Source organism: Vibrio sp. V12_P9A6T4 (assembly GCF_963874835.1).
GTDB classification, from domain to species: domain Bacteria; phylum Pseudomonadota; class Gammaproteobacteria; order Enterobacterales; family Vibrionaceae; genus Vibrio; species Vibrio anguillarum.
This window is the reverse complement of the sequence record NZ_CAWNJO010000035.1, coordinates 21,972-41,870: the sequence shown is the minus strand read 5'-3', so window position 1 is coordinate 41,870 and position 19,899 is coordinate 21,972. Positions and strand designations below refer to the sequence as shown.

Below are 19,899 nucleotides of genomic sequence, written 5' to 3'. Positions count from 1 at the left end.
GCTTAAAAAACAACTAATGCGCCTGATCCCAGTTGTCTCCATGACCAGTATCCGCGACCAATGGCACCGCTAGCGTTGCCGCTGATTCCATCAATTGTTGTACTTTAATTTCAATTTCGGCTAAAGCCGTCTCTTGCACCTCAAACACCAGTTCATCGTGCACTTGCATCAAGAGTTTAACGCGTCCTTGTCCATGCTCCTCAATCCAAGCATCGACTAATAGCATCGCTTTTTTGATGATATCCGCAGCCGTACCTTGCATTGGAGCATTGATCGCAGCACGTTCAGCGGCTTTGCGGCGCATCCCATTACGCGATTTAATTTCAGGCAGATGCAAACGGCGACCAAATAAAGTTTCAACATAGCCAAGTTCACTAGCCGTAGAGCGTGTATCTTCCATGTATTGCATCACGCCAGGATAACGCTCAAAGTATTTATCCATATATTCTTGGGCTTCATAACGAGGAATGCCGAGCTGCTTGGCTAAACCAAAGGCGCTCATCCCGTAAATCAAACCAAAGTTAACCGCTTTCGCACGGCGACGCTGCTCACTGCTGACTTGCTCAATACTCACTCCAAGAATTTCAGCCGCGGTCGCTGCATGAATATCTTTCCCTTGCTGGAATGCTTCAAGCAGCGCTTTATCGCCGGACAAGTGCGCCATAATCCGCAGCTCAATTTGCGAGTAATCGATGGCCAGAATTTTCCAGCCATGAGGAGCGATAAAGGCTTGACGGATCCGGCGTCCTTCTTCGTTACGGATCGGAATATTTTGCAAATTTGGATCGGTTGAAGACAAACGACCAGTGGCGGTTACAGCTTGGTGATACGAGGTATGCACTCGCCCTGTGGTTGGGTTGATCATTTTAGGCAGTTTATCGGTATAGGTTGATTTCAACTTAGCTAAACCACGATGTTCAATGATCACTTTAGGCAGAGGATAACCGTCGAGTGCCAACTCTTGCAGTACTTCTTCATTGGTGGAAGGTGTACCTGTTGGCGTTTTCTTAATCACCGGTAGCCCCATCTGTTCAAACAAAATGGTTTGCAGCTGTTTTGGTGAGCTTAGGTTGAAAGGTTGACCCGCGATATCAAACGCTTGTTGTTCTAGTTGCTCTAAACGAGCAGCGATTTCATGCGATTGCGCGCCAAGCAACATATCATCGATCATCACGCCTGTGCGTTCCATACGTGACAAGACGGGAACAAGAGGTACTTCTATCTGTTGGTAGATGCGATTGAGCTTCTCATCTTGCTCAATATGACTCATCAAACGGTGATGAAGCCGCAAAGTCACATCAGCATCTTCCGCAGCGTACGGTGCCGCTTGCTCAAGTTCGATTTGGTTGAAGGTCAGCTGGTTTTTACCTTTTCCCGCCACCTGTTCAAATGAAATACAGCTGTGTTGCAAGAATCGTAGCGCCAAACTGTCCATATCATGTTTGCCACCGACGCTGTTATACACATAAGATGCGAGCATCGTATCGTGCTTGATGCCTTTCATATTGATACCGTAACGCGCAACAATGCTGGCATCGTATTTTAGGTTCTGCCCCACTTTGGCTTGGCTTTCATCTTCTAAAATGGGTTTAAGTTGGGCGAGTACCCAATCACGGTCCAGTTGCTTTGGTGCGTCAAGATAGTCATGCGCAACAGGAACATACGCTGCAACGCCCTCTTCGGTCGCAAAAGAGAGGCCAACTAAATTCGCTACCATATAATCGAGGCTGTCGGTTTCCGTATCAAACGCAAATACTTCTGCCGCTTTCAGTTTTTCTAACCAAGTATTAAATGTCTCTTCATCTAAAATGGTTTGATATTGGCTGCGATCAATCGTGGCGGCGGTTGTATCCATCTCCCTTGCTTGTGAAGAAGTGTTTACCGCACCCACTTTTTCATCAGCGTCAATCACCCCATTACCACCATCCAGCAATTCTGTTAACCAAGATTTAAACGTGAGCTGACCATAAAGTTTAATCAACTCATCAATATTGGGCTGGGTTTTGCACAAGGTTTCTGGTTTCTCTTCCAAAGCGACATCCAGCTTGATGGTGGCTAATTGGTAAGAGAGAAAAGCGTTTTCACGGTTATCCGCCAGTTTTTGCGCCATGGTTTTAGAGCCGCGAAAACCCAATTGCGCAATTTTATCGAGGTTATCGTAAATTTGCTCTAGGCTGCCAATGCCTTGTAGTAACGCAATCGCTGTTTTCTCACCGACACCCGGTACACCAGGTATGTTATCGACTTTATCGCCCATCAAAGCCAGATAGTCGATGATAAGCTCAGGAGGGATACCGAATTTTTCAATCACCCCTTCACGGTCAAGTACCACATTCGTCATGGTATTGATCAAGGTGACATTCTCGTCCACTAGCTGTGCCATGTCTTTATCACCAGTGCTGATCAGCACTGGCATGCCGGCTTGTGATGCTTGAGAGGCTAGCGTACCAATCACGTCATCGGCTTCGACACCTTCAATCGATATCAGCGGTAGCCCCATCGCACGGATAACATTGTGCAACGGCTCAATCTGACAACGTAGATCATCAGGCATTGGTGGACGGTTAGCTTTGTATTGTGGGTACATATCATCGCGGAAGGTTTTTCCTTTCGCGTCAAAAATAACCACCATACGCTCAGCGGAAAACTGGCGCATCATGCTACGGAGCATATTGACCACGCCATAGACAGCATTAGTTGGAATTTCGCCATTACTCATGGTGCCTGGGTAGGCATGAAATGCACGGTAAAGGTAAGAAGAGCCATCAATCAGAATGAACGGGTTGTCAGGTATGCGAGCCATAGTCTTTTGCAATCCAAAGCGAGTACGAAATGTAATGACTAAGGATGCCATGACTGTCTTGAGGATTCCACGCCAATGCACCTTGAGCAACGAAACATTTTGCTGATTTGTCCACCACCGCAAATGACATTCTGTGGATAACTCTGTTCATAGTTTTTATCCACTGGTTATTAAACAGTGATTAACGAGGAAAACAATGGTATTAACTTATTGTTTATAAATGAATAAAACAAAGATCGAACATTCCTATCATGATCTTTTTACGATCATTGATTGTGGAAAAGACTATCGATGGCCTTTTATTCACAACAAAAGCATCCTCTTGAAAATGAGCGATAAAAAAAGCGACACCCGAGGATGTCGCCTAGCAAAAACAGGTAAAACTAAGTGAAGTGATTCATTCAGCCTTACGATAAAGCTATAAATTACACTGGAAGCAATGTGAGCAATGTCGTGTCAAAAAGAACTTGCGCAAGTTCGTCGCCAATTTGTCTTGTTACTTTTAACACCTAGCAATTCGTTAATCGTAAACTCGACGTCCTTGTGAACTTCGCCATTCCCTAAGACATGGTTAATAATAATGATTCTCATTTAATTATCAACCCCTAAATGAGAAAAAATCTCATTTATTTTCTAATCATGCTAAAAACACCTAACCATCTATTTCATGAAATCTTTTTTTTATTGATTTTCAACTAGATAGAAAAATTCGCTCCCCTGCCTAAATTCACAACTTAGTTGTCTTGATGTAAATATTGTGCCGTTTTGGCGTTATCTTCTGCCAGCCACTGCGCAACGTCTTTAGCAAAATAGGTTAAAATGCCGTCTGCCCCAGCGCGTTTAAAGCACAATAATGACTCCATTACGGTTTCACGTTCTTTAAGCCAACCATTTAAAATGGCCGCTTTATGCATCGCATATTCGCCAGACACTTGATACGCAAACGTAGGAACTTGTAATTCAGATTTCACGCGGCGCACCACATCAAGGTATGGCATGCCGGGCTTCACCATCACCATGTCAGCCCCTTCATTGATATCCATCGCCACTTCGTGAATGGCTTCATCGCTGTTGGCCGGATCCATCTGATAGTTTTTCTTGTCTCCCCCTTTCAGGTTCGAAGAGGAACCAACCGCATCGCGGAATGGGCCGTAATAACATGACGCGTATTTCGCAGAGTAAGCCATGATCTGTGTATGAATAAAACCCGCCTCTTCAAGCGCTTCGCGGATCTTACCAATTCGTCCATCCATCATATCGGAAGGGGCAACCACATCGGCACCGGCTGCAGCGTGAGACAGCGCTTGTTTGATCAACACCTCGGTGGTTTCGTCATTCATCACATAGCCACTTTCATCGATGATGCCATCTTGGCCATGGGTCGTGAAAGGATCCAGCGCGACGTCGGTAATGACACCCATTTGTGGTATATGCTCTTTTAATAATTTCACCGCACGTTGCACTAAGCCGTCAGGATTATGTGCTTCAGCAGCACACAAGCTTTTAGCATCTTGATTAACCACTGGAAAAAGTGCGATGGCTGGCACGCCGAGATTAGCCAAATACAGCGCTTCTTCGAGCATTAAGTCGATAGAGAGACGCTCAATACCGGGCATAGACTCCACTGGCTCGCGGCGATCTTTACCCATCAAAATAAACATGGGATAAATTAAATCATTAACCGATAACTGATTCTCAGCCATCAAACGGCGGCTAAAATCATGCTTGCGTAAGCGACGCATGCGACGCCCTGGGAACTGACCTTGAATGGATACTGACACTCTCTTCTCCTTGTTTATACGCGGTGTGAGAAAGCATTCTTTCTTCACTACCGCTATCGCTCAAGTGTGGCGAAATCATATCACTCTCGCTTTTTGACGCTAGCGGCAATCGACAAAAATCAGAAAAATGACCTCAGGCTCACACTTCCGTATACTGTTCTCCCACTCTCTGTTTATCGAGACACACCATGATTGACACTCACGCTCACATTTATGCCGCTGAATTTGATCACGATCGAAATGAGGTCGTGCAACGCGCTAAGGCGCAAGGCATTGAGGCTATTTTGTTGCCCAATATCGATCTTGCCTCCATTGAGCCGATGCTTAAAACAGAAGCGGCTTACCCTGAACTTTGCCGATCGATGATGGGGCTGCACCCATGCTATGTAGATGGAAATGTGAAGCAAACGCTAGCGGTTATAGAATCTTGGCTCGATAAACACCCTTTTATCGCCATTGGTGAAATTGGCATTGATCTGTATTGGGACAAAACCTTTCAGGCCGAACAAGAGATGGCTTTCGTCACTCAACTTAATTGGGCCAAAGAACGCGATTTGCCTGTTGTCATCCACACCCGTGATTCCATCACTCAAACTCTACAACTGCTGAAAAAAGAGCAAGATGGCTCACTTAGCGGTGTATTCCACTGTTTTGGCGGCACGCTTGAAGAAGCTAAAGCCATTAATGAGCTAGGGTTTCATCTTGGGATTGGTGGTGTATCAACGTTTAAAAATGGTGGTATGGATAAAGTATTACCGCATCTCGATATGAACTTTGTTCTGCTAGAAACGGATTGCCCCTATTTAGCCCCTGTCCCTCACAGAGGTAAGCGCAACGAACCAGCTTACACAACGCTAGTTGCCAAACGCATCGCAGAACTCACCGAACTCTCGTTGGTTGAAGTGAATAACATTACAAACACTAATGCTAACTCACTGTTTAAATTATAATTTATAGAACTATAGATAGAATGACATACACATCATCGTGATATATGTCACAAAAACAATCATACAAACACTATAGTATGCGGCAAAATTTTAATACATAAACGTGGCTAATATGTGTGAACATGGTAATCACTTACAACGTCAACATCGAACCTTCTGGCAAAAACTTCTGGGCATCAAGGAAGTCTATCGATGCTCTCAGTGCGGTTATCTTTTGAAGATTAAATAGTCCACTATCATAGGTACAAAAAAGCGGCTATTCGCCGCTTTTTTCATGTATTAATGACTTTCATCTTCCGGCTCTTCCTCATCTTTGCGCACATAAAAACGAGCAAAGAAAAGTCCAACCTCAAACAATAAACACATCGGAATGGCGAGCAAGGTTTGCGACACCATATCAGGCGGCGTCAGTAACATACCCACCACAAATGCCCCAACCACGATATAAGGCCTTTTCTCACTCAAGGTTTTCGGCGTCGTCGCCCCCGTCCAACACAGTAAAATGATGGCGACGGGAACCTCAAAGGCGATACCAAAAGCGAAAAAGAGCGCAAGCACAAAATCGAGATAACTGGCAATGTCCGTTGCAAACTCAACACCGCCTAAAGAGATGGCCGTAAAAAAGCCAAACACCAGTGGAAATACCACAAAGTACGCAAACGCCACACCGCAATAGAACAACAACGAGCTTGAAAACATCAATGGCATGACTAAACGGCGTTCATGCTTATACAAACCTGGAGCGACAAAGGCCCAGATTTGATAAAGGATAAAAGGCACCGCGAGAAAAGCGGACGCGATCAAAGTAAGTTTGAGTGGCGTGAAAAAGGGCGAGGCAACATCGGTCGCAATCATCGTCGCCCCTTCAGGCAAACGCTCAACCAATGGTTTGGAGACAAAATCGTAGATGTCGCTAGAGAAATAGACTAAGCCGATAAAAATCACGATCACCGCAGCTATTGAACGCAATAAACGATCGCGCAGCTCTAGCAAGTGACTGATTAAAGGCTGTGTCTGCTCAACGGAAGACATATCGAACCTCGTATAAATAGAGCATAAGAGGAGGAGTTACAGTGGTAGCAATAACTCCTCCTACAGAGATGAGTCGGCTTTCTTATCGGCCGTTTCAGGCGACGAAATCGTTGTAGCGGGAATCACTTCAACGCTTTGTTCATCGCGCTCTGTTTTTGTTTCAGAGGGCGATGAGTTCGCATAAGGGCGTTGTACATCTTGCGCAGCCTGCTTGAGCTGATCCACAGAAGATTTCAGCTCTGGAGATAAATTTTCCATTCCCATTTGCTCTGCTTTACGCAAGTTTTCTTGCAGCTCTTGAATTTTGAGCTCATGTGCTAATTCATCTTTGACACTGTTCGCCATGTTCTTTGCCGTGCTAACAAATTTTGCCACACTGCGAATAGCATGAGGTAAACGCTCAGGGCCAAGAACGACCAACGCGACAACCGATATTAATACCAGCTCCCAAAAACCGATATCAAACACGTATTAGGCCTGCTCTTTATCTTTTTTAGTTTCAGCAGTCGCTTCTGTCTTCTGCTGCTCTATATTTTTAGGTTCAAAATCTGCGTCTTTCTTGGCTGGCTCTTCATCGCTCATCGCCTTTTTGAACCCCTTAACCGCACCACCGAGATCGCTACCGATACCACGCAGTTTCTTGGTTCCAAATAGTAATACAACAATCACGGCAATAATTAGAAGTTGCCAAATACTGATACCACCCATTCTCTACACCTCAGGAATTTCTCAACAAATTGATTTCAAATAAAAGACCGCTTAACGACGGTAAGCACTCCAACTGAGTAGCCAAAATACAACACCTGCAATCGCACTGGTTATTGCAAACGGCTGATAAGCACTGGTCACTAATATCGCCGAGCATACGACCAAAGTGGCGCCAATACCAAATAAAAACTTTCCTGTTGCCTGTTGACGCTTACTGGCTCGATAACCTTGATACAACTGATCCAACCTTTGGTTCATTGCTTTACCTTGTTTGAGGCTATCGTAAAGCAGCTCTGGCAATTCAGGTAATTTTTCAGCCCAAAGCGGAGCTCGCTCTTTTACTGCACGGATAAACGCTTGCGGCCCAACTTGGTTCATCATCCATTTTTCTAAAAATGGTTTAGCGGTTTGCCACAAGTCCAATTGAGGATAAAGCTGACGCCCTAACCCTTCGACATACAATAACGTTTTTTGCAGCAAGACCAATTGCGGCTGCACTTCCATATTGAAGCGACGAGCCGTGTTAAACAAGTTTAGCAACACATGACCAAATGAGATTTCGCACAATGGCTTGGCAAAAATTGGCTCACAGACTACGCGAATAGCAAACTCAAATTCATCGATGTTGGTTTCACGTGGAACCCAACCAGAATCAACGTGCAATTGTGCCACTCGGCGGTAATCTCGGTTGAAAAAAGCTAAGAAGTTTTCGGCTAAATAACGTTTATCTTCACTGTTTAAGGTACCGACAATACCACAATCTAAGCCAATCCATTGTGGATTGTCAGGATGCGCGGGATTAACAAAGACATTGCCCGGGTGCATATCAGCATGGAAAAAACTGTCGCGGAACACTTGGGTAAAGAATACGCTCACCCCGCGTTCAGCAAGCAACTTCATATTAGTGCCGTTGGCCGCTAAACCTTCAATATCAGAAACTTGAATGCCGTATATTCGCTCAGAAACCATGACAGTTTCATTACTAAAGTCAGGAATTATCTCTGGAATGTATAACTCTTCACTATTTTCAAAGTTACGACGCAGTTGAATGGCGTTGGCTGCTTCTCGGCGTAGGTCGAGTTCAGCAAGCAGAGTTTTTTCGTATTCACGTACCACTTCAACGGGCTTCAGTCGCCTTGCTTCAGGTAATGCTTTGGCAACAATTTTCGCCATGCGATACATGAGTTTGATATCGGCATCAATCACTGGCCGAATATCTGGCCGAATCACCTTGAGTACGATTTCCCGGCCAGATGATTTGAGTTTGGCGGTATGGACTTGAGCAATCGACGCAGAAGCAAGTGGTTCAATATCAAATTCATCAAACCAAGTTTCTAAAGCGCCGCCCAACGCTTTTTCCATCTGAGTTTTAGCAAGTACACCATCAAACGGAGCGACTTTATCTTGCAGTAACGCAAGTTGGTCTGCGATGTGCGATGGAAACAGGTCACGCCGCGTTGACATCATCTGACCAAACTTAATCCACACTGGACCAAGCTCTTGCAAGGCTAAGCGCAAGCGCTCACCTAATGGTTTGTCCGCATGCTGATTTTTAATCCAGAACAATCCTTTGCGCGCTAATATTGGCGCTTTGGTGAGTTGATGTTCTGGCAACAGTTCATCTAGACCATATTCCAATTGTACCTTGATAATTCGGTACAACCGCTTGAGTTCAGTTGGCGTCATGCTTGCTCCAACAAGTGTTGAATTTTGGCTTCGATACGCGCCGCTTGGCTATTGAGATCATCCACTTGGTCACAAAAATAGGCCACCTCGAGCGAGCTAGGTAATAAACGCCACTCTTCCGTTAACACTTGGCTGAGATGGTTTTGATGCTTGCTTCGTTGTGATTGCAGCGCTTGGCCTATGTCTTTAACACCCTGCACTAAAGCGTGAGCCAGCACATCGCCCGTCAGGCGTGACAACCACTCTTCAACATCCGGCTTGCAATCGGTGATCAACTGGGCAAATTTTTGAGCCAGTTGAATATCGCCCTCCAGCACCAACTTATCTTGTTTGATCAGTTGGGTGATGTTCGCTTGCTCACGTAGCTCGGGCAAAATGGAAACATTGAGCGACAGGTAGCAATTCGACTCGCCTTCGTAAGCCGCTAACACATCAATTTGCTGGCTAAAAATGAAGGTCAGCGTTTTATTGAACTCTTTGAGATGCACTTGGATGACTTGCCCTTTCAGGCGTGATAATCGGCGCACCAACTCAGGATCGTCTTGAATTAAGGTGTTGAGTGTGGTCTCAATCGCGGCGGTAACTAAAGGCTCAAACGGCATGCCCAATCCTTAGAATTTGTAACCACGGTGCAGCGCAACAATACCGCCCGTTAAGTTGTAGTAACTCGTTTGCTCAAAACCAACCTGATCCATCATCCCTTTTAAGGTTTCTTGATCGGGATGCATGCGGATAGATTCCGCAAGATAGCGGTAGCTGTCGGCATCATTGGCAATGATTTGGCCCATTTTCGGCAATAGATGGAACGAATACGCATCGTATACTTTGGATAATGGCTCAAGCACTGGCTTGGAGAACTCAAGTACCAACAAACGGCCACCCGGTTTTAAAACGCGGAACATCGAGCTCAGCGCTTTATCTTTGTCCGTCACATTACGCAGGCAAAAACTGATGGTAATGCAGTCGAAATAGTTATCTGGAAAAGGCAGTTCTTCGGCATTGGCTTGCACGTAATGTACGTTGCCCACTACACCTTTATCACGCAATTTATCGCGTCCGACATTGAGCATCGAGTTGTTGATATCAGCCAGAATAACATGACCTTTTTCGCCCACAATGCGTGAAAATTTGGCGGTTAGATCGCCCGTACCACCACCAAGATCCAAAATACGTTGGCCCGGGCGAGCGCCACTGCAATCAATGGTAAAACGCTTCCATAAGCGATGAATGCCACCAGACATCAGGTCATTCATCATGTCGTATTTGGCCGCAACCGAGTGAAAAACTTGCGCGACTTTGGCGACTTTTTCTTCTTTCGCTACGGTTTCAAAACCAAAGTGAGTGGTATTTTGTGTCTCTAATGCTGTTTTTGATTGCACGCTGGTATCCGTCATGAAGGTTCCTCTTGGGCAGCACTGTTTTGTTAAAGGCGACTGCGAGCGATCAGTTTACTTTATCCTCAGCGTGATGTCTTTCTACTAAAGGTGCATTTTCCACCGCACTGTCTGCCCATGCCTCATTTTGTGCTTGTTCGACCCATTCACTGTTTATGGAACGTTTTATCTCGACGCCAAGCTGTTTAAAACTTTCGGCTTGACGCAGTGCGTTGCCGCGCCCTGTCGCGAGCTTATTCATCGCCCCTTGATAGTTTTGGTTTGCACGGTCTAACGCGCCGCCAAGCCCTTCCATGTCCTCCATAAACAAGCGTAATTTATCGTACAATTTGCTGGCCCGCTCAGCGATCAACTTCGCGTTCTGGTTTTGTCGATCATTACGCCATAAATTATCGATCGTACGCAGCGCAACCAACAAGGTGGTTGGGCTAACCAGCAAAATATTTTGCTCCATCGCCTCTTTTACCAAGCTGGGATCAGCTTGAATCGCCACTTGGAATGCAGGTTCGACGGGAATAAACATCAGCACGTAATCCAAACTTTGTAGCCCTTTGAGCTGATGATAATCTTTCTGACCGAGTCCTTTTATATGGGCGCGCAGCGCAAGTAAATGCTCACTTAATGCGCGAGCACGTTCACTTTCAGTTTGAGCATGGAAATAACGCTCATAAGCCACCAGCGCCATTTTCGAGTCAATCACCACCTGTTTGTCGTGTGGCAAATTGACGATCACATCCGGTTGATAGCGCTTACCAGCCTCGTTTTGCAAACTGACTTGAGTGTGATATTCGTGCCCTTCACGCAGGCCCGATTCGGTCAGCACCCGCGCGAGAACCACTTCGCCCCAATTGCCTTGCTGTTTATTGTCGCCTTTCAGTGCTTGGGTCAAATTGAGTGCCTCTTGCGCCATCTGTTCATTGAGGCGTTGTAAGTTTTTCAATTCATGAACCAACGTATGGCGCTCTTTCGCTTCATGATTGAAGCTGTCATTGACCTGCTTTTTAAACCCTTCGAGCTGCTCTTTCAGTGGAGAAAGTAGCCCTTCCAAACTTTGACGGTTCTGCTGATCCACTTTCGCGGTTTTGACTTCAAATAACTGATTGGCTAGCTGCTCAAACTGCTGCTTTAGGCGTTCCTCAGCGTGTTCAAGTAACTGTAGTTTTTCTTGGCTCGATTGAATTTGCTGTTCATGCCGTGCTTCTTGCTCACGCAGTTGAGCCTCAAGTTGCGATTTCAGCTCACGCAGAGCATGCGCATCTTCCATGCTCTGTTGCCGCTCTTGCTTAACCACTTCGAAATAGCGCAACTTTTCCATCGCGGCCATGAATTTCCCGTGCGATTGCTTAAGCTCAAATGCGGCTTTATCTCGTTCTTCATCCAGCTCATCTAGCTCCTGTCGCGCCTGTTGCAAGGCTTGTTTGAGTTCGATTATCTGCTGATGATGATGGGATTGATGAGTCTCTAATTGTTGTTGTAATAACTCACTTTTCAAATTGAGCTTCTGCTTAACCCACCAGCCAGCCACTGAGCCGCTCAGCACCGCGCTGCCTAACGTTGAAAGCACTAACGCTTGATTTTCGATAATCCATTGCATGATAACGGGTTAACTCATTTTATCAGTCATGGACAAATGGTATTTCGATACTGGATAAATGTCCAGTTTGTACAAGTTAACAGCAAACTATAGACTTGCGCCGCTGAACACTATTTCAACAATTATTCTAACGAGGATTCATGGACGAACGACGCGCACTCGGCTTTGGCTTATCTGCCGTATTATTGTGGTCAACGGTTGCCACGGCTTTCAAACTTACGCTGGCTGAATTTACGCCGATCCAGATGCTGACGGTTGCGAGTGCTGTCTCTGGGTGCGTACTGCTGGGCATTTGCGCGCTGCAAGGCAAGCTCAACCAAGTGGTGAGTACCTTTCTCGCTAACCCTTGGTATTACTTATTATTGGGCTTAATTAACCCTCTCGCATACTACCTCATTCTGTTTAAGGCCTACTCACTGCTGCCCGCCTCTCAAGCGCAAGCAATCAACTACAGTTGGGCCATCACCCTGACACTGATGGCCGCTGTATTTTTAGGACAAACCATTCGTAAACAAGATTGGATAGCGTGTGCACTGAGCTATTTTGGTGTGGTGGTTATCGCGACTAAGGGTGATATTTTAGCCATGCAGTTTGATAGCCCGCTGGGTGTTGGGCTGGCACTACTATCAACGCTTCTTTGGGCTGGCTACTGGATTCTTAATACCCAAAACACCGCCGACCCCGTGATTGGCGTTTTACTGGGGTTTTTGATCGCCATCCCTTTTGCGATTGGTTTAAGTTGTTATGAAGGTGCAAGTTGGCATCAGATTACGATTAAAGGATGGAGCGCGGTAACTTATGTCGGCTTGTTTGAAATGGGGATCACCTTCGTGCTGTGGTTGAGTGCATTAAAACTCACGGCCAACACCGCAAGGATCAGCAATCTCATTTTTGCTTCACCTTTCATCTCACTGCTGTTGCTGGCTACTATTATTGGCGAAACTATTCACCCCACCACTCTGATTGGTTTAGTGCTGATCATCGCAGGGCTTGTCGTGCAGCAGTTTAAAACGACTAAAACGATCACTCAATGACAGCGACCCAAATTGACGAAAAGCCCAAACGGACAGATTGCATAGGTTTACAAAGTAATTTGATCGCGGTAAATCTTAGGGCTCACACCGGCCTTACGTTTAAAAACACGAGAAAAATAGAGTGGGTCTGAATAGCCCACAATTCGACCAATGTGATTGACCGAGTAGTTAGACGTGACCAGTAATTGTTTGGCTCGGCTGATCCTTTGGTCGTCGCGCCATTGGGTTATGGTCATCTCCATTTCAGAACGAAATAGGTGGCCTAAACGCGATGGTGATAAACAGATATGGGCCGAAACATCCTCGATAGTGAAGTCTTGATTGAGGTTTTGCGTCATATAATTCATCGCTTCCACCACCCTAGGGTCAAGCGGTTTGCTGACGACATCCGGTTGCAGTGTCTTACATCTAATCAATAATTGTTCGAGCAAGTTAATCGATAAATCATTTCGATAAGGGACATCTTGTTTTGAAGTGTATTCAATATCGATAAACAGGTTTTCAATATAGCGAATGGTATTCTCATCCAACCCTTGCGTTAAGTAGACGCCATTTTTTTGCTGTTGCCATGTTAGCCAGTCATGCCAAAAGGCTCGTGGCCGAAAATAAACCCAACGGTGAAACCAAGAAGCACAATCTTTTTTTCGATGATAATAGTGAGCCGCTGTTGGAGGGAAAAGAAGTAAGTCTCCAGGTTTCACGTGAAACTCATCTTCGCCATAAAAAATGGTTCCCTCGCCTTTGCTCGTAAAATTGACAATAAAACCTTTCATGCCATTAGGTCGATCAATCGTAAAATCCAGTTCATCTCCCTCAATAATTGGCGTTAGTCCAGCCACTAAATGAGCATTAAAGTTATATCCAGGTTTTAGAGGGTTATTCTGCATGGGGGCAATATTCACTGTAATTTACGTGTAGTGTAAGCAACCTCTTCGTTAAGTACGATTTTTCAGTTCACACTTTTCATCTAAGACTATCCATTGGGTCGCAGAAAAAGCCTCACAGAAGCCATGCCCTACGGGTTCGATTAAGTATTCACTGGGTTGGCCATTACGTTTTCTTTGCCAACCTTTAATCGAAGAGATGATGTCTTTAGGTTGCGTGGCCAGTTGGTGGCTAACGTCTGTTTGAGTAATGTGATGTCGAATATCAAGCCGAGTTGGGATGCTGTTTCGCGCAAGATAATCAATCACCAATGCACCTTGAAAAAAGGTGTAAGTCATACTCAATGAGAGTGTTTCGTTAAGCTGAATGTTGCACCACTGCTCTAAATGGTTTTGCTTAGATCTGAAATGCCAAACCACAGAGCGCATATCAATGATAAGCCCATTGTTGATCAGCTCAAGCTGCCCAACGAATACAGGTTTATCCTCACAACACAGCTGAAATTGATCGGGTGTATCGGCTTTTAATTCCAAATACCACTCTTTATAACGCAGTAATGGTAAGCCAGTGGATAAAGGAAGAGCATTCATGTTCACACCATAGCTTAATGAACACTCCCTCAGATGAGGGAGTGTTCCGCGGGTTTAAATACCTGAAGATAAACGGTAATAAACGCTGTTTGTTTTGAGTGCGGACTTGAATGGATACAAGGAGGTTTGGTTATCGATTAATACTATTTCGATCCCCGCCATTTCGGCATAATCCGCTAACATCTCAACGCTCACCGCTTGGCTGTATACGGTATGATGCGCGCCACCCGCATGGATCCATGCTGCGGCTGCCGTCTCAAGGTTGGGTTGCGGCGTCCATAACGCATGCGCCACGGGTAATTTAGGTAGCGATTGTGGTGGAGCTTGAGTATCGACCGTATTGACTATCATGCGAAAGCGATTTCCAAGATCAATCAAGGATACGTTTACCGCAGGCCCCGCTTTTCCGCTGAACATCATACGAGCAATATCGCATTTGCAGCCAATAGTGTGACGATGAATTTCAATCTTTGGCTTGTCTTGAGCAATAGAAGGGCAAACTTCCAGCATATGCGCGCCGAGCACTTGGCTTTGCTGACCAAAGTTGTAGGTGTAGTCTTCCATGAACGATGTTCCGCCCACTCGGCCTTGCCCCATCACTTTCATAATGCGAGTCATCGCTGCGGTCTTCCAATCCCCCTCACCGCCGTACCCGAAGCCTTTTTCCATCAAGCGTTGTGTGGCCAAGCCCGGCAGGTTCGAAATACCCGATAAATTTTCAAAGGTGTTGGTGAATGCCTTCGCGTCCACGGAATCCAAGAAACGCAGCATACCCAATTCCAACTTCGCTTCTTGGGTTAGAATATTGATACTTGCGCTGTCTTTGAAAAGTTCAGGGCTCATGGTGTAGCAAGAAGCGTATTCATCCATTAAAGCCTTAGCATCACTGTCTGAAACTTGATTGACGCTCTCGCTCAGCTCACCCAAACCATAGCCATGAACTTCATAACCAAATTGAATTTGCGCAGAGACTTTGTTTCCTTCCGTCACCGCGACTTGACGCATGTTGTCGCCAAAACGCGCTACTTTAAGCGACTTCCCTTCATGAATAGCAATCGCTGCACGGCACCAATCATCCACCTGTTGGTGAACAATCGGGCTCTCCCAATGCCCCACGACTACTTTTCGATCAATCCCCAGTCGCGTGCCAATAAAACCAAACTCACGACAACCATGGGCACTTTGATTTAGGTTCATAAAGCCCATATCAATTTCATCCCAAGGCAGGGCCGCATTGAATTGAGTATGAAGATGCAAGAACGGCTTGTTGAGCTGACTTAACCCTGAAATCCACATTTTTGCAGGCGAAAAAGTGTGCATCCAAAGCACGAGACCAATACATGAATCATCATTATTGGCTTGGCGACAAACCTCTAATATCTCATCTGGCGTCTTCACTGTACCTTTGTTCACCAAAGGAACCGAAATGGCTGGAGAGTGATTTAAACCATGGATAATTTCTTGGCTATTTTGCGCGACATTTTGTAATACTTGAGGTCCGTAAAGGTGCTGCGACCCAGTGACAAACCACACTTGTTGATTGGTAAACGTGTTCATTGTTATCCCTTATTTATTTTTTACATTACTTTGACCGTAATAAGCATTAGCTCCGTGTTTACGTAAGTAATGTTTATCCAGTAGGGCTTGATTGATGAATGTCACTTGAGGATTGATCTGCAAAGTTTGCAGTGCCATTTTGGCGACAACCTCCATGACAACTGAGTTATGAACGGCGTGATCAGCATCCTTACCCCAGCTGAATGGGCCGTGTTCATTAACAATAACCCCAGGAATGGCCAACACTTCGCCACCACTGATCGTTTCAATGATGACCTTGCCTGTATGGTGTTCGTAGTCGGTGGCGATTTCGGCATTGGTCAAGGGGCGAGTACAGGGAATGCTGCCGTAGAAATAGTCAGCATGAGTAGTACCCAATGCTGGGATGGCTTTACCTGCTTGAGCCCAAGAGGTGGCATGAGGAGAATGCGTGTGCACAATGCCGCCAAGTTCTGGGTAAGCGCGATATAAGGCCAAATGGGTAGCCGTGTCAGAAGAGGGTTTAAGATCGCCCTCGACAACCAAGCCATTCAGATCAACCACCACCATATTGTCGGCATTGAGTGCTTCGTATTCGACACCACTTGGCTTAATCACAACTAACCCTGTTAAGCGGTCAATGCCTGATACATTGCCCCAAGTAAAGGTAACTAAACCGTGGGTCTGTAGCGCCATATTGGCTTGCCATACTTGCTGCCGAAGCTCACTCAGACGTTGCTTTGCTTGTGGGTCGCTCGCTAAATCGAAGCCTAGAGAAGTCTTAACACTCATCAGTACGCTCCTGTGCCAACAAGAATTCAGAAAATTGTTCGATCTGCTGCCCTAACTGGCGATAAGCGTGGTAACGCCATTCGCTCGTCCCTTTGGTATCAGCATCTGGGTAGTAAACATCGCAGATTGGGCTCGCCATTTGAGTTTGAGCTTGCTCGGCATCGCTATAAACCCCGGCCGCAACAGCTGCAAAAATGGCCGCACCTAATGCACAACACTGCTCTGAAGCGACAACGGCGATCTCTCGCCCAATGACATTGGCACAGGTTTGCATCACAAATGGTGACTTCTGAGAAATTCCGCCAATGGCGATGACACGTTTCACTTCGACACCTTGCTCAACGAAACAATCGACGATTGATTTCGCACCATGAGCCGTTGATTCCACCAGTGATGCAAAGATATCTGGTGCGCTAGAGCCTAAATTCAGCCCCGTAATTGCGCCTTTGAGACGCTGATTGGCATAAGGCGTTCGCCGCCCGTTATGCCAATCTAAGGTAAGAGGCGTTTCCAGTTGCAGACGTTTTGACTGTGCTTCCGCCGTAAGTTGAGGAATTAACAAGGCCTCAGCGGCGTCCAGATCAATTCCTAATTGTGGGTTTTGCTTAGCCAGTTGTGCGATTGGCCACAACATCACACGTTTGTACCAAGCATAAATATCACCAAATGCTGATTGCCCAGCCTCCAGTGCCATTAAGTCTGGCATCGCACTACCCGTAACTTGGCCACATATTCCATGAATGGTTCGATCACCGATACTTTGTGCATCCACCATCAAAATATCGCATGTTGACGTACCAATAACTTTCACTAAATCATGTTCGCCAGCGCCAGCGCCCACCGCGCCCATATGGCAATCAAAAGCACCAATGGCAATGGCAATTCCCTCTGGTAAGCCTAACCGCTGCGCCCACTCCGCACTCAGATGCCCAGCTAATTGGTCTGAGGTGTATACCTCAGTAAACATTCGATCTCGCATATCATCGAGCGTGGGAGAAATGGCCGATAAAAAATCTTGCGAAGGTAAACCGCCCCAGCTTTCATGCCACATCGCCTTATGCCCTGCAGCACAAATACCGCGGCGTAAATTTGTAGGATGCTGACACCCTGCAAGGAGAGCTGGAACCCAATCACACAACTCAACCCAGCTATGGATATAAGGAACAAGCCCTGCATCTTGTTCCGCTACCCACGCGGCTTTCGCCCAAAACCACTCCGATGAATACAATCCCCCGATGTATTTGGTGTAGTCTGGAAAAGTGTGTGAATGGGCCAGCTCATTAATGCGTTCCGCTTTGGTCACGGAAGTATGATCTTTCCATAAGATAAACATGGCGTTGGGGTTATGCTCAAACTCAGGAAGCAACGCCAACACATTGCCCTCTTTATCGATAGGGGCTGGAGTTGAACCCGTACTGTCCACGCCAATGCCAACAACAGATTGTGCGATCTCTGTGGAAACCTGCGCCAACGTTTCTCGGACAGCAATGGTCAGAGACTCAATATAATCAAGAGGATGATGACGAAATTGAGATTGGTTCGAGTCGCTGTATTGTCCTTTTGCCCACCTTGGGTAGTTAGCCACGCCAGACGCAACCTCTTCACCATTGCGAGCATTCACCAATAAAGCTCGTACAGAATCAGAGCCAAAATCTAAGCCGATCACGTAAGGTGAATCTATATTCAAATTATTCATGGTCACTCCACATCAGACCGATTAACTGCCTATTTTTATAACGGTCTTACGTCAATATCACCATGAACCCAATAGCTAAAAATATGGATAAATTAGTCGACACACTCATTCTGTGCTAATGGTTTTAAAATCATCACTTCAGCTTTTCTCCAGAAAAAAAAGCGCATAAAAACGCCAAATAGCCGATGGACATATAAAATCAAACACATAAAACCATAAAAAGTGAGAGGTACTTCATGCCCTACCTCGCTACATGAATGGACAAAAACGCTACATTTTTCTGCTGTGATTTTCATCACTTCAAAGCTCGTCAACTTCCTTAAGTATGGAGATGAAACAACCCTACCAGTGGACGGACAAATAAGATGAAAAGCATAAAAACCACACTCGCTGCCGCAATACTCACCGGAACCGCATTATTCAGTATTTCTGCTAATGCCTTTTTCGGTAGCAACGATGAACTCAAATTAGGTTATTTGGTAAAACAACCTGAAGAGCCTTGGTTCCAAACAGAATGGAATTTTGCTGAGCAAGCAGGTAAGCAATATAACTTTGAAGTGATCAAAATGGCGGTGCCTGATGGAGAAAAAACACTGAACGCTATCGATACGCTAGCGGCAAGTGGCGCCAAAGGCTTTGTCATCTGCACACCTGACCCTAAGCTTGGGCCTGCAATTATGGCTAAAGCAAAAAGCTACGATTTGAAAGTCATCACGGTTGATGACCAGTTCCTTAATGCGAAAGGCGAACCGATGACAAACGTGCCTTTGGTGATGATGGCTGCCAGTGAAATTGGTTATCGCCAAGGTTCTGAACTGTACAAAGAGATGACAAAACGTAACTGGGATACCGCAACAACGGGCGTTATGGCCATAACCGCAGACGAGCTGGATACCGCGCGTCGTCGTGTCGATGGTTCGATTAAGGCACTGAAAGAAGCGGGTTTCCCATCCAACCAAATTTACCGCGTGCCAACCAAAGCAAATGACATCCCTGGCGCTCTGGATGCAGCAAACTCGCTACTGGTGCAATACCCAATGGTCAAGCAGTGGCTTATCGTCGGTATGAACGACAATACCGTTCTCGGCGGAGTTCGTGCGACAGAAGGACAAGGGTTTAACGCAAGTAATGTTATTGGTGTTGGCATTAATGGCGTCGATGCTGTCAGTGAATTAGCTAAATCGAAACCAACAGGGTTCTATGGTTCTCTTTTACCGAGCCCAGATGTACACGGCTTCAAAAGCATCGAATCACTTTATAAATGGGTGAAAGACGGTGTTGAACCACAAAAATTCGTTGAAGTGACGGACGTTGTCTTAATTACTCGCGACAACTACGAAGCAGAACTGGCGAAGAAAGGCCTGTAAGGCGTTCGTCGTCAATGGCTAAAAGCGGTACAGCTTCTTCGTACCGCTTTC

At 45.9% G+C, this 19,899-nt stretch carries 18 protein-coding genes; 3 read left to right on the top strand and 15 right to left on the bottom strand.

What is annotated here, in order from left to right:
- Positions 1 to 13: 13 nt before the first annotated feature.
- The 3 genes from polA to hemB all read right to left on the bottom strand — a co-directional run bounded on the left by polA (position 14) and on the right by hemB (position 4,584).
- Positions 14 to 2,803, bottom strand: coding sequence for a DNA polymerase I (gene polA / locus AACQ42_RS03385; protein WP_094166298.1), 2,790 nt, complete (start codon positions 2,801 to 2,803; stop codon positions 14 to 16).
- The gene (locus tag AACQ42_RS03380; RefSeq protein ID WP_156117117.1) at positions 2,787 to 2,954 is read right to left on the bottom strand and encodes a hypothetical protein; all 168 of its coding nucleotides are present in this window, start codon (positions 2,952 to 2,954) and stop codon (positions 2,787 to 2,789) included. The genes polA and AACQ42_RS03380 overlap by 17 nt, the downstream gene beginning before the upstream one ends.
- Before the next feature lie 583 nt (positions 2,955 to 3,537).
- On the bottom strand, positions 3,538 to 4,584 hold the full coding sequence (gene hemB / locus AACQ42_RS03375) for a porphobilinogen synthase (protein WP_026028265.1): 1,047 nt from the start codon (positions 4,582 to 4,584) through the stop codon (positions 3,538 to 3,540).
- 188 nt (positions 4,585 to 4,772) lie between these two features.
- On the opposite strand from hemB, the gene AACQ42_RS03370 reads away from it, so the two are divergent.
- Positions 4,773 to 5,534: a TatD family hydrolase gene (locus AACQ42_RS03370; RefSeq protein WP_094166289.1), complete on the top strand. Its 762-nt coding sequence runs from the start codon at positions 4,773 to 4,775 to the stop codon at positions 5,532 to 5,534.
- A 279-nt stretch (positions 5,535 to 5,813) separates the two neighbouring features.
- Here AACQ42_RS03370 and tatC read toward each other — a convergent pair whose 3' ends face one another.
- The 7 genes from tatC to rmuC are packed head-to-tail and all read right to left on the bottom strand — an operon-like array spanning position 5,814 to position 11,948.
- Positions 5,814 to 6,566 (bottom strand): twin-arginine translocase subunit TatC, encoded by a 753-nt coding sequence (gene tatC / locus AACQ42_RS03365; protein ID WP_010319843.1) that lies wholly within the window; start codon positions 6,564 to 6,566, stop codon positions 5,814 to 5,816.
- Between the two features lie 60 nt (positions 6,567 to 6,626).
- Positions 6,627 to 7,034 (bottom strand): Sec-independent protein translocase protein TatB, encoded by a 408-nt coding sequence (gene tatB, locus AACQ42_RS03360; protein WP_010319842.1) that lies wholly within the window; start codon positions 7,032 to 7,034, stop codon positions 6,627 to 6,629.
- 3 nt (positions 7,035 to 7,037) lie between these two features.
- On the bottom strand, positions 7,038 to 7,274 hold the full coding sequence (gene tatA, locus AACQ42_RS03355) for a Sec-independent protein translocase subunit TatA (RefSeq protein WP_010319841.1): 237 nt from the start codon (positions 7,272 to 7,274) through the stop codon (positions 7,038 to 7,040).
- 51 nt (positions 7,275 to 7,325) lie between these two features.
- On the bottom strand, positions 7,326 to 8,960 hold the full coding sequence (ubiB, locus tag AACQ42_RS03350; protein WP_088721435.1) for a ubiquinone biosynthesis regulatory protein kinase UbiB: 1,635 nt from the start codon (positions 8,958 to 8,960) through the stop codon (positions 7,326 to 7,328).
- A complete protein-coding gene (locus AACQ42_RS03345; RefSeq protein ID WP_047690304.1) occupies positions 8,957 to 9,562 on the bottom strand; it encodes a ubiquinone biosynthesis accessory factor UbiJ in 606 nt (201 codons plus the stop codon). Before AACQ42_RS03345 ends, ubiB begins: the two co-directional genes overlap by 4 nt.
- A 9-nt stretch (positions 9,563 to 9,571) precedes the next feature.
- Positions 9,572 to 10,354: a bifunctional demethylmenaquinone methyltransferase/2-methoxy-6-polyprenyl-1,4-benzoquinol methylase UbiE gene (gene ubiE / locus AACQ42_RS03340; RefSeq protein WP_010319838.1), complete on the bottom strand. Its 783-nt coding sequence runs from the start codon at positions 10,352 to 10,354 to the stop codon at positions 9,572 to 9,574.
- 49 nt (positions 10,355 to 10,403) lie between these two features.
- A complete protein-coding gene (rmuC, locus tag AACQ42_RS03335) occupies positions 10,404 to 11,948 on the bottom strand; it encodes a DNA recombination protein RmuC (RefSeq protein ID WP_094166288.1) in 1,545 nt (514 codons plus the stop codon).
- A gap of 140 nt (positions 11,949 to 12,088) precedes the next feature.
- Here rmuC and AACQ42_RS03330 point away from each other — a divergent pair, with 140 nt between their 5' ends.
- Positions 12,089 to 12,982: a DMT family transporter gene (locus AACQ42_RS03330; protein ID WP_094166287.1), complete on the top strand. Its 894-nt coding sequence runs from the start codon at positions 12,089 to 12,091 to the stop codon at positions 12,980 to 12,982.
- Positions 12,983 to 13,029: 47 nt separating this feature from the next.
- Here AACQ42_RS03330 and araC read toward each other — a convergent pair whose 3' ends face one another.
- Genes araC through AACQ42_RS03305 form a run of 5 tightly spaced genes read right to left on the bottom strand, consistent with a single transcriptional unit; the run spans position 13,030 to position 18,481 of the window.
- On the bottom strand, positions 13,030 to 13,869 hold the full coding sequence (gene araC / locus AACQ42_RS03325) for an arabinose operon transcriptional regulator AraC (protein WP_029189931.1): 840 nt from the start codon (positions 13,867 to 13,869) through the stop codon (positions 13,030 to 13,032).
- Positions 13,870 to 13,917: 48 nt separating this feature from the next.
- Positions 13,918 to 14,457, bottom strand: coding sequence for a hypothetical protein (locus AACQ42_RS03320; RefSeq protein ID WP_088721439.1), 540 nt, complete (start codon positions 14,455 to 14,457; stop codon positions 13,918 to 13,920).
- A gap of 54 nt (positions 14,458 to 14,511) precedes the next feature.
- On the bottom strand, positions 14,512 to 16,014 hold the full coding sequence (araA, locus tag AACQ42_RS03315; protein WP_094166286.1) for an L-arabinose isomerase: 1,503 nt from the start codon (positions 16,012 to 16,014) through the stop codon (positions 14,512 to 14,514).
- A 9-nt stretch (positions 16,015 to 16,023) separates the two neighbouring features.
- On the bottom strand, positions 16,024 to 16,785 hold the full coding sequence (locus AACQ42_RS03310) for an L-ribulose-5-phosphate 4-epimerase (protein ID WP_088721441.1): 762 nt from the start codon (positions 16,783 to 16,785) through the stop codon (positions 16,024 to 16,026).
- Positions 16,775 to 18,481, bottom strand: a complete 1,707-nt coding sequence (locus tag AACQ42_RS03305) for a ribulokinase (protein WP_176429731.1) — start codon at positions 18,479 to 18,481, stop codon at positions 16,775 to 16,777. The genes AACQ42_RS03310 and AACQ42_RS03305 overlap by 11 nt, the downstream gene beginning before the upstream one ends.
- Positions 18,482 to 18,846: 365 nt before the next feature.
- Between AACQ42_RS03305 and AACQ42_RS03300 the strand changes: the two genes are divergently transcribed.
- Positions 18,847 to 19,848: an arabinose ABC transporter substrate-binding protein gene (locus AACQ42_RS03300; RefSeq protein WP_047690318.1), complete on the top strand. Its 1,002-nt coding sequence runs from the start codon at positions 18,847 to 18,849 to the stop codon at positions 19,846 to 19,848.
- Positions 19,849 to 19,899: the final 51 nt, after the last annotated feature.

What these genes read in the sequence shown, in the direction of transcription:
- rmuC (WP_094166288.1), bottom strand. Translation starts at nt 11,948, where the DNA reads ATGCAATGGATTATCGAAAATCAAGCGTTAGTGCTTTCAACGTTAGGC.
- tatA (WP_010319841.1), bottom strand. Translation starts at nt 7,274, where the DNA reads ATGGGTGGTATCAGTATTTGGCAACTTCTAATTATTGCCGTGATTGTT.
- ubiB (WP_088721435.1), bottom strand. Translation starts at nt 8,960, where the DNA reads ATGACGCCAACTGAACTCAAGCGGTTGTACCGAATTATCAAGGTACAA.
- AACQ42_RS03370 (WP_094166289.1), top strand. Translation starts at nt 4,773, where the DNA reads ATGATTGACACTCACGCTCACATTTATGCCGCTGAATTTGATCACGAT.
- araA (WP_094166286.1), bottom strand. Translation starts at nt 16,014, where the DNA reads ATGAACACGTTTACCAATCAACAAGTGTGGTTTGTCACTGGGTCGCAG.
- AACQ42_RS03305 (WP_176429731.1), bottom strand. Translation starts at nt 18,481, where the DNA reads ATGAATAATTTGAATATAGATTCACCTTACGTGATCGGCTTAGATTTT.
- ubiE (WP_010319838.1), bottom strand. Translation starts at nt 10,354, where the DNA reads ATGACGGATACCAGCGTGCAATCAAAAACAGCATTAGAGACACAAAAT.
- AACQ42_RS03300 (WP_047690318.1), top strand. Translation starts at nt 18,847, where the DNA reads ATGAAAAGCATAAAAACCACACTCGCTGCCGCAATACTCACCGGAACC.
- AACQ42_RS03345 (WP_047690304.1), bottom strand. Translation starts at nt 9,562, where the DNA reads ATGCCGTTTGAGCCTTTAGTTACCGCCGCGATTGAGACCACACTCAAC.
- tatC (WP_010319843.1), bottom strand. Translation starts at nt 6,566, where the DNA reads ATGTCTTCCGTTGAGCAGACACAGCCTTTAATCAGTCACTTGCTAGAG.
- araC (WP_029189931.1), bottom strand. Translation starts at nt 13,869, where the DNA reads ATGCAGAATAACCCTCTAAAACCTGGATATAACTTTAATGCTCATTTA.
- AACQ42_RS03320 (WP_088721439.1), bottom strand. Translation starts at nt 14,457, where the DNA reads ATGAATGCTCTTCCTTTATCCACTGGCTTACCATTACTGCGTTATAAA.
- polA (WP_094166298.1), bottom strand. Translation starts at nt 2,803, where the DNA reads ATGGCTCGCATACCTGACAACCCGTTCATTCTGATTGATGGCTCTTCT.
- AACQ42_RS03380 (WP_156117117.1), bottom strand. Translation starts at nt 2,954, where the DNA reads ATGAACAGAGTTATCCACAGAATGTCATTTGCGGTGGTGGACAAATCA.
- AACQ42_RS03310 (WP_088721441.1), bottom strand. Translation starts at nt 16,785, where the DNA reads ATGAGTGTTAAGACTTCTCTAGGCTTCGATTTAGCGAGCGACCCACAA.
- AACQ42_RS03330 (WP_094166287.1), top strand. Translation starts at nt 12,089, where the DNA reads ATGGACGAACGACGCGCACTCGGCTTTGGCTTATCTGCCGTATTATTG.